The sequence below is a fragment of the Microbacterium sp. SORGH_AS_0969 genome (assembly GCF_030818255.1).
Classification (GTDB): Bacteria; Actinomycetota; Actinomycetes; order Actinomycetales; family Microbacteriaceae; genus Microbacterium.
The window spans coordinates 1,967,632-1,982,110 of sequence record NZ_JAUTAG010000001.1; the positions used below are offsets into that span (position 1 = coordinate 1,967,632).

Annotated in this window: 13 protein-coding genes; 6 read left to right on the forward strand and 7 right to left on the reverse strand. The window is 70.6% G+C overall.

Annotation, left to right across the window (positions count from 1 at the left end; translation table 11 throughout):
• Positions 1-79 precede the first annotated feature (79 nt).
• The 3 genes from QE388_RS09100 to QE388_RS09110 form a co-directional block, all read right to left on the reverse strand.
• Positions 80-982, reverse strand: a complete 903-nt coding sequence (locus QE388_RS09100) for an SDR family oxidoreductase (RefSeq protein ID WP_307384887.1) — start codon at positions 980-982, stop codon at positions 80-82.
• A 79-nt stretch (positions 983-1,061) separates the two neighbouring features.
• Entirely contained in the window at positions 1,062-2,195 is a 1,134-nt protein-coding gene (locus tag QE388_RS09105; RefSeq protein WP_307384889.1) for a glycosyltransferase, read from the reverse strand.
• Complete coding sequence (locus QE388_RS09110; RefSeq protein WP_307384890.1) at positions 2,192-3,262, reverse strand: glycosyltransferase family 1 protein; 1,071 nt, start codon at positions 3,260-3,262, stop codon at positions 2,192-2,194. Before QE388_RS09110 ends, QE388_RS09105 begins: the two co-directional genes overlap by 4 nt.
• 243 nt (positions 3,263-3,505) lie before the next feature.
• Here QE388_RS09110 and QE388_RS09115 point away from each other — a divergent pair, with 243 nt between their 5' ends.
• Positions 3,506-4,654 carry a glycosyltransferase family 1 protein gene (locus QE388_RS09115; RefSeq protein ID WP_307384892.1) on the forward strand — a complete coding sequence of 383 codons (1,149 nt, stop codon included), beginning with the start codon at positions 3,506-3,508 and terminating at the stop codon, positions 4,652-4,654.
• On the opposite strand, the gene QE388_RS09120 is transcribed toward QE388_RS09115, so the two are convergent.
• Complete coding sequence (locus QE388_RS09120) at positions 4,606-5,727, reverse strand: glycosyltransferase family 2 protein (RefSeq protein ID WP_307384894.1); 1,122 nt, start codon at positions 5,725-5,727, stop codon at positions 4,606-4,608. The two genes, QE388_RS09115 and QE388_RS09120, sit on opposite strands and share 49 nt — an antisense overlap.
• Before the next feature lie 216 nt (positions 5,728-5,943).
• Between QE388_RS09120 and QE388_RS09125 the strand changes: the two genes are divergently transcribed.
• Positions 5,944-7,167 carry a lipopolysaccharide biosynthesis protein gene (locus tag QE388_RS09125; RefSeq protein ID WP_307384896.1) on the forward strand — a complete coding sequence of 408 codons (1,224 nt, stop codon included), beginning with the start codon at positions 5,944-5,946 and terminating at the stop codon, positions 7,165-7,167.
• Here the strand turns inward: QE388_RS09125 and QE388_RS09130 are convergent.
• Both QE388_RS09130 and QE388_RS09135 read right to left on the reverse strand, forming a co-directional pair.
• On the reverse strand, positions 7,119-8,432 hold the full coding sequence (locus tag QE388_RS09130) for an O-antigen ligase (RefSeq protein WP_307384898.1): 1,314 nt from the start codon (positions 8,430-8,432) through the stop codon (positions 7,119-7,121). The two genes, QE388_RS09125 and QE388_RS09130, sit on opposite strands and share 49 nt — an antisense overlap.
• Entirely contained in the window at positions 8,429-9,613 is a 1,185-nt protein-coding gene (locus QE388_RS09135) for a nucleotidyltransferase family protein (RefSeq protein WP_307384899.1), read from the reverse strand. Before QE388_RS09135 ends, QE388_RS09130 begins: the two co-directional genes overlap by 4 nt.
• A 484-nt stretch (positions 9,614-10,097) precedes the next feature.
• Here QE388_RS09135 and QE388_RS09140 point away from each other — a divergent pair, with 484 nt between their 5' ends.
• Genes QE388_RS09140 through QE388_RS09155 form a run of 4 tightly spaced genes read left to right on the forward strand, consistent with a single transcriptional unit; the run spans position 10,098 to position 13,219 of the window.
• On the forward strand, positions 10,098-10,685 hold the full coding sequence (locus QE388_RS09140) for a helix-turn-helix transcriptional regulator (RefSeq protein ID WP_307384901.1): 588 nt from the start codon (positions 10,098-10,100) through the stop codon (positions 10,683-10,685).
• Between the two features lie 22 nt (positions 10,686-10,707).
• Positions 10,708-11,169 carry a hypothetical protein gene (locus QE388_RS09145; RefSeq protein ID WP_307384902.1) on the forward strand — a complete coding sequence of 154 codons (462 nt, stop codon included), beginning with the start codon at positions 10,708-10,710 and terminating at the stop codon, positions 11,167-11,169.
• Positions 11,163-12,089: a hypothetical protein gene (locus QE388_RS09150; protein ID WP_307384904.1), complete on the forward strand. Its 927-nt coding sequence runs from the start codon at positions 11,163-11,165 to the stop codon at positions 12,087-12,089. The genes QE388_RS09145 and QE388_RS09150 overlap by 7 nt, the downstream gene beginning before the upstream one ends.
• Positions 12,086-13,219 (forward strand): alpha/beta hydrolase, encoded by a 1,134-nt coding sequence (locus QE388_RS09155; RefSeq protein ID WP_307384906.1) that lies wholly within the window; start codon positions 12,086-12,088, stop codon positions 13,217-13,219. The genes QE388_RS09150 and QE388_RS09155 overlap by 4 nt, the downstream gene beginning before the upstream one ends.
• On the opposite strand, the gene QE388_RS09160 is transcribed toward QE388_RS09155, so the two are convergent.
• Entirely contained in the window at positions 13,216-14,463 is a 1,248-nt protein-coding gene (locus QE388_RS09160) for a D-arabinono-1,4-lactone oxidase (protein WP_307384908.1), read from the reverse strand. The two genes, QE388_RS09155 and QE388_RS09160, sit on opposite strands and share 4 nt — an antisense overlap.
• Between the last annotated feature and the right edge of the window lie 16 nt (positions 14,464-14,479).

The window sequence follows — 14,479 nt, forward strand, 5'->3', positions numbered from 1 at the left end:
CCCGGGCCGAGCCCCCGGGAAACGCGCGAGACGAGGGTCTCGCACGCGGAGACGGAGGGGTTCGGCCCGGGCGTGAAGATCAGGGCGTGACCATGCCTCCGTTGACGTTCAGCGTCTCGCCCGACACGTAGCTCGACTCGGCCGAGGCGAGGAAGACGAACGCGGGAGCGATCTCGGCGGGCTGACCGGCGCGCTGGTAGGTGCTCTCGTCGTCGAAGTGCTCCATCTGGTCGTCCGAGACGCCCTGGCTCACCTGCAGGGCCGACCACGTCGGTCCCGGAGCCACGACGTTGACCCGGATGCCACGCGGTGCGAGCTGCTGCGCCAACCCCTTCGACAGGTTGTTGATGGCCGCCTTCGTCGCCGCGTAGTCGAGGCGGTCGGGGGCGGGCACGTACGCCTCGAGCGAGGCGGTGTTGATGATGGTCCCGCCCTCGGGCAAGTGCGCGAGGGCCGCCTTGGTGATCCAGAAGGGCGCGAACACGTTGGTTCGGAACGTGAGCTCGAACTGCTCGTCCGACAGCTCGTCGACCCTCTCGACCATGACCTGCTTTCCGGCGTTGTTGACGACGATGTCGAGGCCGCCGAGCGCCTCTGCAGCACGGTCGACGAGCTCGCGGCACGCGTCGGGATCGGTGATGTCGGTGGCGATCGCGACGCCGGTGCGTCCGGCATCCCGAATCTGCTCGAGGATGTGGTCGGCGTCCCGCTGCTCGTCCGGAAGGTGCACGATCGCGACGTCGGCGCCCTCGCGCGCGAACGCGATCGCGACCGCTCCACCGATGCCGGAGTCGCCTCCCGTGATGAGTGCTTTTCGTCCCTCGAGGCGGCCGAGACCGCGGTACGTCTTCTCCCCGAGGTCGGGGATCGGAGTCATGTCGGCCTGCACACCCGGTTCGGGCTGATGCTGGATCGGGGGCTCGACACGCGCGTAGCGGGTGACGGGGTTGTCGAAGGTGAACTGATCGCGATCGGTGGTCATGTCTCGACGGTAGGCAGGATGCGCGCCGTGACGCGCGGCCTTGACGGCGGGACGGATGCCGCCCGCGCGGCGCGCCGACTCACCCGCTGACGAAGTCTCGGATGCGCTCCTCGAACACGTCGGAGGAGAAGCGCGCGGTCGTCGCGGGACCGTCGAAGGCGGGAAGAGCGAGCGCTCGGCGCGCCGCGTCGGCGAGATCGGCGGGGTCCACGCTCGCCGCCGTCACTCCGGACACGCCGTCGGTGTACGTCTCCACCTGTCCGCCGAGCGGCCCGGTGACCACGGGCGTTCCCAGGGCCTGGGCCTCCACGGGAATGATGCCGAAATCCTCGATCGCGGGGAAGACCAGCGTCGACGCGTCGCGGTACAGCGCCCGCAGGAGCGCGTCCGACGGCGAGATCACGAGGGTCACGGGGACGCGTGAGCGGGCGGCGCGCTGGCGCAGGGAGTTCTCGTCCGGCCCGCGGCCGGCCAGGACCGCCGCGATGCCGAGGCGGTCTGCCGTGTCGATGACGAGATCGAGGCGCTTGTAGGAGGTGAACCGAGAGGCTCCGAGGATGAAAGGGCGGGGGAGACTCGCCAGCTGGCGCCGTTCGGCGGCAGTGAGATCCGGTTCCCACCGCGGGACGTCGGCGATCGTCGCCACGTCGACCGGCGGGTGGATGACGACGGACTCCCGCCCCCAGCACGCCGCCACGCGGTCGCGGACGAACGCGCTGTTCGCCGCGATGGCGAGGGGCTCGCGAGCCCGTCGTCGGTCCACGGCCTGGAACAACGGCGCCACCGCGCGGACGGCCGGCCCTTGGCCACGCGGGTCGAACTCGGGCGTCCACACGTATCGCGCGGGGGTGTGCACGTACACGTACTTCGCGACATCGCCTGCTCCGCGCTGCCGGGCGTGATGCGCGAAGAGGTGGGAGCTGACGAGCATCCAGTCGATGTCGCGAGGGCGCAGGGTTCTCCAGGTGGGAAGGCAGAACGGTGCGGCGAGAGCTTTGCTCCGCCGCAGTGGCGTCCGCGCGAGCCACGTCTCCGCGACTCTCCGATCCGCCAGGCGATCAGGCGCATCCGTCCACAGGCACTGCACGTCGGCCGCGGGAAACGCGCGTGCCATGGCCTCGAGGACGTTCTCGGAGCCGCCGGCGGGGGCGATCCACTCGTGTACGAGGAGACCGCGGCGGCCGTCGTCGCTCGCGCGCGTCCCGGCGCTCATCGGGCCGTCTCCCCTCGTCGCACCTCGTCGACGATGCGAGCGACGGACTGCGCCGATGCGGTCCACGAGAACCGCTTCTCGTTCGCCCATCCGGCACGCACCAGCTCGGCGCGGAGCTCGGGGTCGCCGTCGAGGCGTTCGATGCCCCGGCGGATGTCGTCGACGTCGTGGGGATCCACCCAGACCGCACCGTCGCCGAGGACCTCGGGCATCGAGGCCGCGCGAGCAGCGAGTACCGGTGTGCCCAGTCTCTGCGCCTCGAGCGGGGGGAGCCCGAACCCCTCATAGAGGGAGGGGAACGCGAAGCCGACCGCGCCCCGGTACAGCTCTTGCAGGTGCTGGTCGTCGACGCGCCCGACGAAACGGACGCGTTCGTGCACGACGGTCTCGCCGGCGCGGAACGCCCGCGCCTGACGGCCCACGATCAGCAGGCGTCGGATGTGCGAGAGACGCGCTCCCACGAAGGCGTCGACGAGAGCGTCGAAGTTCTTGTGACGATTGGGTGAGGACACCGCCAGGAGGTAGGGCTCTCCCTCGTCGTGTCGGGGTCCCGTCGGATCGAAATCCTCCGACACGGCTGCGGGAACGACCCGGATCTTCGCGGGGTCGATCCGCAGGCCTCCGGCGAGCTCGCGGGCGGAGAAGTCGCTGACGGTGATCACTCGCTCGCTTTGCGCGAGCAAGCGAGGGATGACGATGCCGTAGAGCGTCCGGAAGGAGCGGGCGAAGCTCTCGGGATGCCGTAACCAGGCGATGTCGTGGTGCGTGACGATCTGCGGGCGGTATCTCGCCGGCCCCGTGTTGGCGAGACTGAGCAGGAGGGGTGACCCCGACCTGCGGAGATGACGCGGGAGGTCGAACTGCTCCCACGGATGTCCCCCGCGGCCGCCGACCTGCCGGACCTCGACTCCCAGATCCGCGTCGATCAGCGCGCCGGGCGGAGCGAGGACGACGAGGGGCACGAGGTGACCGAGTTCGCGCACGACCTCTCTGGCGTACCGCTGCACACCCGTGGGGACATGGGTGAGGAAGCGCCCGTTGACCACGAGCGGCGATTCGGATGGCATGAGCGACCTTCGGAGGAGCAGGGGGGGAGCATGACGTGTCTTCCGATGCTGCGGTTCGTCGCTTCGTCGTTTCGCCGCGGGGGCGTGAGGACTCAGCGGGTGAAGGAAAACCTTCACCCCTCTCATCACCTGGAGCGCGCGCTGCATCGTCCCCGGTCGCTGCGTCGCTCCGCGGTGCGCGCCCGACCGGGGCCCGCGGACCATGGTCGGACGGTCGCCGAAGAGGCGCCGGGGGAGACGGTCATGGCACACATCGTTCTGGACGCGCGCGGCTACTTCAGCACCACGGGCCGATACATCCGCAAGCTCGTGGACGGTCTGGCGCGACGGGACGACGACTCGAACCGGTACACCCTCATCCTTCCCGCCGACAGACTGGACGAGTGGTCGGCACCGTCCGCGCGTTTCTCGGCCGTCGGAACGCAGGTGCGGTTCTTCTCCCTCGCGGAACAGACCTCGCTCGCGCGAGAGATCAGAGCGCTACAGCCCGACTTGGTGCATTTCTGTCTCCAGCAGCAACCGGTGCTGCTCGGCATCCCTCGCGTGACGACCTTCCACGACATGACGCTGCTGAAGATCCGAAACGCGAAGAAGAACGCGGCCATCTCGCTGGTCCGGCGCGTCGCCGGAGCGCTGATCTTCGCGATCGCCGCGCACCGGGGAAGGGCGAATCTCGTCGTCAGCCGGTACAGCGGCGAGGACCTGCGGCGATTCACCGGGGTGCGCCGTGATCGCATCGTGCTGACCTACCCGGCCGCCGACCACATCGAGGAGACGCCGGAGCCCGTCGAGCTCCCCTTCGAGCGCTTCGTGCTCTTCGTCGGCAATCAGGTGCCGTACAAGAACCTCGAGCGGCTGTTCGACGCGGTGGAGAGACTCCGCGAAGAACGCCCCGGCCTCGGACTCGTCGTCGCGGGCCGCATCGACGACGACGGCGAACGCATCCTCGGTCGTCGGCCCGAGCTCGCCGAGCGAGCCCACTTCGCCGGTTACGTCTCGGAGGGCCAGCTGCGATGGCTCTACGAACACGCGAGCGTCTTCGCGTTTCCGTCGTTCTTCGAGGGCTTCGGGCTGCCGGGACTGGAAGCGATGCGGCACGGGTGCCCCGTCGCCAGCAGCTCGGCCACGTGTCTGCCGGAGGTCTACGGTGACGCCGCGGTCTACTTCGACCCGACGGACGCCGACGCGATGGCTGACACTCTGCGCCGCGTGATCGATGACCCCGTCCAGCGTGCCGCGCTGATCGAACGCGGACACCGTCGCGCCGACGGCTACTCGTGGCGGCGGATGACGGACGAGACCCTCGGCGTGTACCGGCGAGCGCTCGAAGGGACTCGACGTCGTCAGCGCCCCGTCGCCGCGGACTCGGGTGTCGCGCCCGGCAGGGGATAGCTCGGGCCGAGGCGACCACGCAGGCCTTCGGCATAGGCGCCCGCGACCGCGAAGAACGCGGGCAGGCGACGAGCGATCAGCGCAGCGGCGAAGAGCATGCCCGTGCGTGCGACGACGTTCGCCGCGAGTCGTGCGCGCGCTCGCGCCGAACGGGCCTGGGAGACGCTGAGGTAAGCGGCATTGCGGTTCTGGTAGCGGATCCGCCAGAGATGTTCGGGGGCGGTGTGCAGAACACGTGGCACCCGCATCGCTCCTCGAACGGGCTGAGAGCTTCGATGCCAGTCGACGGTGTCGGTGATCTCGATGTCCAGGCAGAGCAGGATCGGTATGCCGGCGGCCCGCATGAGCGCTGAGAAGGCGTTGTCGTCGCCGTACAGCACGAGATCCGCAGGCGGGAGCAGGCCGAGCGCGGCGACGGGGGCGGGGAGGAACAGGCCACCCCACATCGCGTTGGGAAGGGGGACGACCCGATGGGGCCCGTCCACGGTTTCGACGGTCGTGATCGGGTCGTTCTTCGCTCGTGCGCGGCGGCGATCTCGGAAGAGGTCGGTCGTCAGGAACGCGCCGGGGCGGAGCTCGGCGAAGAGGTCATCGCTCGGCACGCCGTCGCGCAGGTCGACGTGCACCGGATTGACCGCCCGCAGACACGCGAGCGCGCAGACGCGGCTCCCGCGAGCGGTGGCTGAAGCGACGGCGTCCAGTCGGGCCAGGGCACCCCGCGGGAGGGGATTGTCGTCGTCGAGCAGCAGAACGGCCGTCCCGCGTCGGTAGGCGGCGGACAGGCCCGCGGCGAAGGCGGGTGCCGAGCCGCGATTGGACGGAAACTCGATCATCTCGACCCGTCCGGCGTCCTCCGCGGCGCGGGCGCGCAACCGGCGCCGCGTCGATTCTCCGGCGCCATTGCAGACGACGACCAGATCGGCTCGCGGGTCGGCCAAGACGGACGCCACCGTCGCCGAGAGACCGGTGTCCCACCGATCGGCATACGTGACGGTGACGACGGTGACCCGTTCGTGCGGGCGGGGGCGATAGGTGTGCATTCGACCGTTGTAGAGCGCGCGGGTCGCGATCATCTCGCCGTGTCGATCGCGGGACAATGACCGTCTCGTCCCTGACAGGCCGGACGGGGCGGCTGACGCCCCGGTGATCTGCCGGCACCAGATCACCCTTCACCTCACCCGCCGGTGTTCCACAGTCCGCCCCATCGGACGGCGGCGCTCTCGGTCGCCGCGAGGGCGGGGACCTCGCGAGGATCGGCCGGTGAAATCCCATCGCCTGAGGTCGACGGCATGAGGTTGTTGGTCGCACGCATCGTCGGATTCGGATCGCTTCCCCTGCTGGCCTCCCTTGCGCCGTTGCTCCTTCTCGGAATCGTGACGAGGTCGTGCACGGTCCAGGAATGGGCAGCCCTCGGCATCGGTCAGGCGGTGGGGTCGTTCGCCACCGCCGCCACCCTGTTCGGATGGCAAGTCGTCGGCCCGCCCGCGATCGCGCTGGCCGCCGACGACGCGCAGCGCCGCCAGGTGTACCTGACGAGCTGGTGGGTGCGCATCGTCGTGTTCGCGACCGTGACGCCGCCGGCAGCCGCCGTCGCCGCCGCGGTGACGATGCCGCTCGCGACCCCGGCGGCGACGGTCCTGGCGGCGGTGATGTGCGTCGCGGCATCCCTGTCCGGGATGTCGATGACGTGGTACGCCATCGGCCTCGGCCGCGCTCGTATGATCACGGTCTTCGAGGTGATTCCACGGCTCTGCGCGCTCGCCGTCGGTGCCGGTCTCGTCTGGGCGACCGCCGAAGCCCTGTGGTACCCGTGCGCGGCGATCGTGGGCGTCGCCGTCACGCAGACGATGTTCCACCGCCGCGTGTTCGGGTGGTTCGCTCCGCCCTGGCCGGGCCGGGCCGCGGTGTGGGCGGCCGGTCGTCGAAGCGCCCCCGGTGCCGGGGTCACGATGATCGCGGGCGTGCGTTCCGCCGCGCCCACCGCGCTCGCTCCCTCGATCGGGACGGCAGCTGCCGTCGCTGACCTGTCGTCGGCCGACAGGCTGTACCGCTACGCGCTCTTCAGCGCCTCTGCTCTCGGGGACGCGCTGCAGAACTGGGTGCTCGAGTCAGGCCGCCGCCGTCGGCAAGCCGCTGCCCTTGCGCTGCATCTGACACTGGGGACGGTGGGTGCCGTCGGCCTCGTCCTGCTCGGCCCGTGGGCATCGGGTGTCTTGTTCGGTGAACGTCTCGCCGGGTCGCGGGAGACGTTCATCGGATTCGCTCTGGCGTTCTTCTTCGTGTGCGTCGGCACGCCACTCGTGCGCAACGTCCTGGTGCCGCTCGGGCGGACGCGACGCGTCGTCGTCTGCGACCTCGTCGGGCTCGCCTGTGGTGCCATCGTCGGAGCCCCCCTCGTCGCCGGGCTGCAGGTGCCGGGTATCCCCATGGCACTCGCCGTCGTCGAAGGGGTGGCCGTGCTCGGTTACGCGATCTCCGTCGTGGCTGCGAGACGGTCGGTGTCATCGGACTGAACGTCGCGGGGTCGAGACCGTCTGATCGTTCCGAACGGTCGGGGAAGAAGACTGCCGAACGCGAGCAGGACGAGGGGGAGGTGCCACACCTGCTCGTCGAACGAACCGCCCATCACCGCGATGAAGGTCGCCACGGCGATGGCGAGGGCTCCTCCGCGCAGCGACCAGCCGAGGACCGCGCAGAACAGGATCACCGCGACAAGGCCTGACAGCGCGAAGAGCGAGATGTACGCGTTGTCGAAGAACACCAGAGAGCTCGCGCCCCTGACCACGCCGGATCGGAAGAGCTCCTGCGTGGCACCGGCACCGGAGCCGAACCAACGGGTCGCATCGTCGCGCGCCCACAGCGCGTTCCACGAATTGAGCACGAGATTGCGGTGGATGAAGGAGACGGAGCTCTCGAAGCGCTCGTCGAGGGCCAGCAACCGGGGGAGATCGACCACGAGTGCCGCGATCGCCAGCACCCCCGACAGCGCGAGGAGCGGCAGCAGCCGACGCCAGCGCACATTCGCCAGCATGTACGCGGCGAGGGCGGCGAGGAGGGCGACGATCGCGCTGCGTGTGCCGGAGAGGATCAGCGCGGCGACGCACACGAGGATTCCCCCGCTGTCACGCCAGCGCCGCGTCTGCAGGGCGGTGTGCAGAAGCACGAGGAGGGCGACGCACGCGAAGACGGCGAACGGGATCGGGTGTCCGAAGGTGCTCTGGGACCGGCCGGTGAGCCAGCCGGCCAGGACGTTCTGGCGGTCGTCGATCGTCTCGAGGGACTTCTCACGGAGCTCCCAGAAGGCCCCGACGGTGCCGGTCTGCTCGAGGACTGCGTACGCGGAGTGAACGAGGACCAGGACGAGGAAGACGTTCGCGATCACCGGCAGGTCATGGGTCGTCAATCGAGGGACCACCATGGCGAGAGCAGCGACCGACACCAGCATCCCGACCTGCAGGAGGGTGGCGCGCGGGGTGAACTCCCCGACGATCCGCGCGATGAGCCAGGCGAGGAAGAATGCGAACAGGATCGAGCCCCACGGGGAGACGCGTGGTGCGGAGGCGGGATGACGTACGAGCGCGATCACGCACGCGATGACGATCGTGCTCAGCGTCGCGAACACCGCGAGGTCATCGAGGATCGACGTGACCGGCACGAGCGTGGCCAGCACGAGGGTGCCACTGACCGCTCGGCCCGCGGCGGCTCGGGGCTCGGCGCGAAGAGTCGCCCACAGCGTGCAGAGGCAGACGACGAGGGTGAGCGAGAGGGACGGCGTCATATCGGGGGCTCCGTTCTGCGGTTGCGGCGGCGTGTGCCGTTCCACCACTGCCGGAGGCCGCGCACGAGGCGGCGTCTGCGGGCACGGGCGGGATCATCCAGGGGTTCGCCGGCCGCGCGGGCGGACGCGAGGGCCACGTCATCCGGGGGCCACAGGACGCGCAGCGCGGTGCGCAGGCGCGCGGCGCGCGGGATCATGCGAAGGGCGGTGAGGTAGGCCCGAGCGCGATCGGGGCGTGACCTCCAGGTCCAGTCGCGGGGAAGGGATGTCCCCTCTTCGTCGCGGAGCGCGGCTGGCTCGATGCGCACGATCTCATCGCGGAGCACGGGCACGGCGCCGAGGGCGTGCGCGCGCCTGGTGGACCCCGGGGCCGCTCGCAGCAGCGCCCGGGCGACCGCGGCGGCCTCGTCGGAACGTCCGGAGTCTCCGATGCCCGGGCGCACGGCGTTCACCGCGGCGAGCACCGCGTGATCGTCGATCGCGGGCACGAGAACATCGACGCCCGCCAGACGCAGCGTCGTCGCGCGCTCGGAGACAAGGGCGAACGCGGCCGCATCGTCGAGGGCGAGGCCCGGGAGACGGCGGTGGACGTCGATCTCGCAGCCCCAGACTCGGGGGCTCATCGTCATGCTGTGCGGCACCGCGCTGCCATGCCACGGATCGGGAAGGCGTTCCCAGCCCCAGCTCTCAAGCGCCGTCGCCAGTGCGGTCCAGCGCGACGGCTCGCACCAGACGTCGACGTCGCCCGAGTGCTCACGTTCCCGCAGGCCCTGCAGGTGGAGCGGGGGCCCTTTCACGAACACGCACGGGACGGCGATGTCGGCCGCCACGCGCGCGGTCAGCGCGTAGACCAACTCGTGGAGGGGTGAAGACAGCACCGGTTCCGACAGGAACGTCACCCGGGCGGGATGAGTCTCCGCGAATGCGGCGAGACCATGCTCGGCGAGGGCCTCGACGATGGCCAGTTCGTCGGCGCCCATCGAGGTGGGGGAGAGGGGGGATTCGTCGATGAGCCGCCGCCACAGGGCAGCTCCGGCCCCGACGAGGCACATCGCCTCACCGGGAACAGTCGGGGCGACGAGGATCCCGGCGGTATCACCGAAATCGGTGAGTCCCCGGACGTCGAGGGCGCCGTAGGCGATCGGCATCCATCCCTCGACGGGTGAACGGTCAGAGGGCATGCGAGGCTCCCGGGACGTGGCAGGCGACCTCACAGTGTGGCCCGGACCGCTCGCACCCGATCTCGGGTTCGCGACAGTCAGCGTCTGAGGGAAGCCCTCTTCGCGCGCCGCATCATCTGGTGGTGCCGCGCTTCTCACCTGCGAAGTGATCGGGACCGCGGCAGTTGTGGGGCCAGTCGAAGCCCGGCAGGCCCGAGAGGTCGGGCACAGGCGGTGTGCGAACGGGAGCGGGCGCGGCGTCCCCCAATGCCGCCGCGCCCGCCGACGAGAACAGGGGCGGCCCGGCGTCGATCCGACGCGCACGAGCGACGGAGGAGTCGGGGGCCTCACACCATGTCTCTCGCTTCATCCAAGCACAGCGGTTCGTAAATAGCACTGTTTGATTCACGTAAATACGATCAGGGGGGCGGTCGTCTACGATCGAAGGGTGGGTCGGGGTGCTGTCGGACCACCTTCTCGGTACTCCCGGCGAGTGGTGGCGAATGTGGATCGCCTGCGGAGGGCGAAAGGGCTCACCGTCGGTGAGCTCATCAGCCGCGCCGGGATGACGAAGAGCTACTACCAGTCACGTGCGGGTTTCTCGCTGCCGTACAACACCAACGACATCGAAGCGCTCGCCGCCGTGCTCGAGGTGACGCCCGAACAGCTCGCGAGCCCCGACTCGGCCCCTCGCATCGAGATGCGCGTACCCGCCGCTCCCGTCGCCCAGCGTGTGCGTCGCCTGGTCGCCGGTCACGCCGCATCGGAGTCGGATCTGCTCGATCATCTCGAAGCCGTCGATCCCCGTGCCGCCGACGGCGCGCGGACCCTGCTCACCGCCACGACGAACACGGTGGTCCTCGACGAAGAGGTGCTTCGACTCATCACACAGTGGGCCGACGTCCCCGTGGAATACCTCACCGATCACACCGACGAAGCCTTGACCGATCGGACCGAGGCCGAACTCGAACTGCGCGACGCGATGCGGGAGGCGGGCGCAGAGAGGATCCAGTTCCGCGCGCTCGGACAGATGTCTCCCGACGCGCTCCGCGCGATCGCACGATCTCTCCGGGGCAGGCCGCCGGCGTCATGATCCACCGGACGGGGAGGCGGCGGTGACGGCGACCGACGACATGCTCGCGCGGGTGCGGACGCGTGGCGATCGCGCGCTCGCCCGCACGACGCTGGCTCCGGGGGCGACCTTCGACGAGGTCGTCCGCGCGGTCGAGCAGGCGGTCGGCATCCGGCTCCGGGTCATCGCCGAGACCGACACCGCATCGTGGGGCACGCTGACCGGCTACCTCGTCTCGTTCCCCGATCGTCGCGAGGGGACCATCCACGTCCGGGCGGCCGACGCGCCCGTCTATCGCGAGTTCGCGGCCTCGCACGAGTTGGGCCACCTTCTCGACGACGCGCACTGCTGCGGCGCGGTGCACGAACGCTCGTCTGTCGCCCCGCACGCCAATCCCGATCTCGACACGGTGCAGGTCGAGGCCGAGCTCGTGGCCGAACACGTCGCCCACGCCATCGCGCGTCTCATATACGCCAGCCCGAGGGTGGCGGAGCTCGCATGGTGACCATGCTCCTCATCGACGCGGCGCTCGTCGGACTCGCGCTCGTCGTGATTCTGCGGGCGCGCGTCGCATGGCGGCAACCGCGCGCGCGGATCGCCTGGCTCGCGGCCCTCCTGGGCGTCATCGCTCTCCTCACCCAGGGCACCGTCATCCCTCTCGCGACGCTGGACAGTCCGCTCGGCGGAACCAACGTGCTCAAGCTCGTGCAGAACGTCCTGACGATGGTCGCGCTGTGGCTCGGCATCCAGGCCGGCACGGCTCCTGCGAGCGCGCGGATCAGGACCCTCCGGTGGGGCTTCCCGCTGACCCTGGCAGCGCTGTTCGCCGTGGTCTTCTTCGTGGCGATGCCGGAGCGTGGTCCCTCATCGTTCCTGTTCCTCGAGACGGCGGCGCACACGTCGACCGGTGCGTGGGCCTACGGCATCCTGCACATGTCGGGAATCGCCCTGGTCGGGGTCCTGCTCTACCGATCGGCGCGCACTTCGCTCCCCGTCGCGCGCCGGCTGTTCCGCGTGGGCGCCGCGGGCATCGTGCTCGGCTGTCTCAGCGAGGTCGTCGACATCACCCTCACGCGGTTCTTCGTCCCGAACGCCGTCGTCAGCGCCCTCTTCGACCCGCTGTTCTATCTCGGCGTGGTGTCGTTCGTGATCGGGATCTTCATGGCATCCCGGACCGTCGCAGAGATCCGTCGTCGGGGGCAGAGCCTGCTCGCACGCGCCGAGCGGCTCGCTCGGGATCGTGCGGCGAGCGTGCCGGTCGGACCCGCGGCGTTCGGGGAACTCGACACCCGACTCCACGCCCTGCGCGTCGCCATTGAAGACGACGCGATCGCCACCTCGACCCCTCTGCGGGACGAGGAGCGCGCTCTGCTGGACGCCATCGACACCCACCTCACCCGCCCCACCTCAGGAGACCGCGCATGACTCGCCGCCTCATCGTCGGAACCGGCATCGCCGCGGCGGCCGTCGGCGCTGTGCATCTCGCGCTCGGCGGTTACGTCGCCCGGCGCCTGATCGCACCGCGCGCAGCCAAGCCCTTCGTCCCCGTCGAGATCGACGGCGACACGGTCTCGGTGCCCGCGACCGCCGAGAGTCGGCAACCGGGCACGTACGGCGTCTGGCTCGACGACGGCGCGCACCTCACGGTCGGCGAGATCGTGCGGGACGACGGAGCGCGCATCGTCCGATCCCTCGTCGCGCGTCCGGACGGCCTGGCCGACGGCCCCGCGCGAGGGGCGTGGACGTCGCAGAGCATCGGGGCCCCCGAGGAGGTGGGCCCGACGCAGCACGTCGCGATCCCCCTCCGGCGCGGCGGGGATGCCCGAGCGTGGGTCATCGGGGATCCGGATGCCGCGCGCTGGACCATCCACGTGCACGGCCTGCGGTCGAGCCGGTCCGGCGCGCTGCGCTCGGCCCCCGCCGCTCACGACGCCGGGTGGACCTCGCTCGTCGTGTCGTACGCGGGTGACGAGGAAGCGGCTCCCGCCGAGGCGCTGCCCTCGTCGCTCGGGATGCGGGAATGGCGCGACGTCGACGACGCGATCAGCTACGCCGTCGAGCACGGCGCGCGCGAGATCGTGCTCGTGGCGTGGTCGATGGGGGCGACGATCGCGATGCTCGCGCTCGAGGAGTCGCGTCATCGCGCGGCGATCACCGGTCTCGTGCTCGTCGCCCCTGCCCTGGATTGGAACCGGATCGTTGCCCGCGCGGTGCGGGGCGTGCACCTCCCCGGTTCCGTCGGCGCCACCGCCCTGCGGGTGCTCGAAAGCCGGCTCGGATCGCGGGTACTCGGACTCATCGAGGCGGTCGACGCCCGCGCGCTGAACTGGGTCGACGGCCCGCGTCCCGCGCCGGCTCTGCCGACCCTCATCGTGCACAGTCTGCGTGACCCGGTGGTGCCGGTGACCGGTTCGACGGCTTACACGGCGCGGCATCCCGAGGCCTCGCTCGTGGCGTTCGACGCGACGGGGCACTGCAACGAGGCGAACCAGGATCCCGAGCGGTTCCGCGGGGCGATCACCGGGTTCTTGCGCGGGCTCCCGCGCGCCGATTAGAGCCCCAGCGTCCGCCGCAGGAAGTCGTTGCGGAAGACGCCGCGCGGGTCCGCCTCCCTCGCCGTCGCGAGGAAGTCGTCAGCGCGGGGGAGCGTGGCGCGGACGGCGTCTCCGGGCATGGTGAAGGCTTTGCCCCAGTGCGGCCGGACGTCGAACGGCGCGAGCGCCGCCTCGATGCGGGGCAGCACGCCGAGGACGCCTTCGGTGTCGTTGCGCCAGGTGAAGTGGATTGCGAGCACGTCGCGCTGATACGCGGGGCTCAGCCACAGTTCGTCGGCGGCGACGGTGCGCAGCTCGGTGACGAGGAGGTGCGCGTCGAATGCGGGCGCGATCGCCCGCACGGCGGCAAGGGCTTCGCGCGCGGACGAGAACGGGACGAAGTACTCGGACTGGATCTCGTCGCCGTCGCTGGGGAGGGCGTCGGCGCGGAAGTGCGGGAGCCGCGTGTGCCACGGGCCGGCGGTCCCGCGCGGGGTGGTGTTGTCGACGGTGCGGATCCGTCCGAGCTGGATGTCGTCTCCGACGGGTCGACCGCCCAGCTCTTCGACCCGGTCGGGTGCGCCGTCGTCGCTCTTCGCCCAGACGAGATCGTGGGCGGGGTCTCCCCACGTCGTGAAGACGCTGACGCTGCGCGAGCCGCCGAACACGCGCTCGGGGTCTGCCACGATGTCGTCCCACGCCACGCCGGTGTACGCCTGCTGCGTCACCCGGTAGGTCGGCTCGGTCTGCAGTTCGACCGCGGTGACGACACCGAGGGCGCCGATGCTGAGGGCGGCCGTGGGGAACCACGCATGCGTCTGGTCGATCCGGTGCGTTCGGCCCTCGGCATCCATGATCTCGACCGCCCGCACGGCGCTCGACAGGTTGCCGTTGTGGGTACCGGAACCGTGCGTTCCCGTGGCGGTGGCGCCGGCGACGGAGATGTGGGGGAGCGAACCGAGGTTGTGCAGGGCGCGGCCCTCGGCCTCGATCACGGGCGCGAGCTGCGCGAACGTCACGAGACCCTCGACGCGCACGCGGTCGCCGGTCACCTGGACGCGGGTGGGCATGCGCTCGAGCGACACCAGCGCCGCGTCGGAGTCGGCCACGTCGTTGAACGTGTGCCGCGTCGCCTGGACGCGGAGGGTGCGGGCGGATGCCACGACCTCGGCGAGCTCGTCGAGGTCGGCGGGCAGCAGCACTTCGGTGGCGCGGTAGCGGTGGTTTCCCGACCACGTGGCTCCGGCGGGGCGTGTCTCGGTCATGGTTCTCCTCGCGTCG

What these genes read in the sequence shown, in the direction of transcription:
- QE388_RS09105 (WP_307384889.1), bottom strand. Translation starts at nt 2,195, where the DNA reads ATGAGCGCCGGGACGCGCGCGAGCGACGACGGCCGCCGCGGTCTCCTC.
- QE388_RS09125 (WP_307384896.1), top strand. Translation starts at nt 5,944, where the DNA reads ATGAGGTTGTTGGTCGCACGCATCGTCGGATTCGGATCGCTTCCCCTG.
- QE388_RS09155 (WP_307384906.1), top strand. Translation starts at nt 12,086, where the DNA reads ATGACTCGCCGCCTCATCGTCGGAACCGGCATCGCCGCGGCGGCCGTC.
- QE388_RS09115 (WP_307384892.1), top strand. Translation starts at nt 3,506, where the DNA reads ATGGCACACATCGTTCTGGACGCGCGCGGCTACTTCAGCACCACGGGC.
- QE388_RS09130 (WP_307384898.1), bottom strand. Translation starts at nt 8,432, where the DNA reads ATGACGCCGTCCCTCTCGCTCACCCTCGTCGTCTGCCTCTGCACGCTG.
- QE388_RS09120 (WP_307384894.1), bottom strand. Translation starts at nt 5,727, where the DNA reads ATGATCGCGACCCGCGCGCTCTACAACGGTCGAATGCACACCTATCGC.
- QE388_RS09150 (WP_307384904.1), top strand. Translation starts at nt 11,163, where the DNA reads ATGGTGACCATGCTCCTCATCGACGCGGCGCTCGTCGGACTCGCGCTC.
- QE388_RS09160 (WP_307384908.1), bottom strand. Translation starts at nt 14,463, where the DNA reads ATGACCGAGACACGCCCCGCCGGAGCCACGTGGTCGGGAAACCACCGC.
- QE388_RS09100 (WP_307384887.1), bottom strand. Translation starts at nt 982, where the DNA reads ATGACCACCGATCGCGATCAGTTCACCTTCGACAACCCCGTCACCCGC.
- QE388_RS09135 (WP_307384899.1), bottom strand. Translation starts at nt 9,613, where the DNA reads ATGCCCTCTGACCGTTCACCCGTCGAGGGATGGATGCCGATCGCCTAC.
- QE388_RS09110 (WP_307384890.1), bottom strand. Translation starts at nt 3,262, where the DNA reads ATGCCATCCGAATCGCCGCTCGTGGTCAACGGGCGCTTCCTCACCCAT.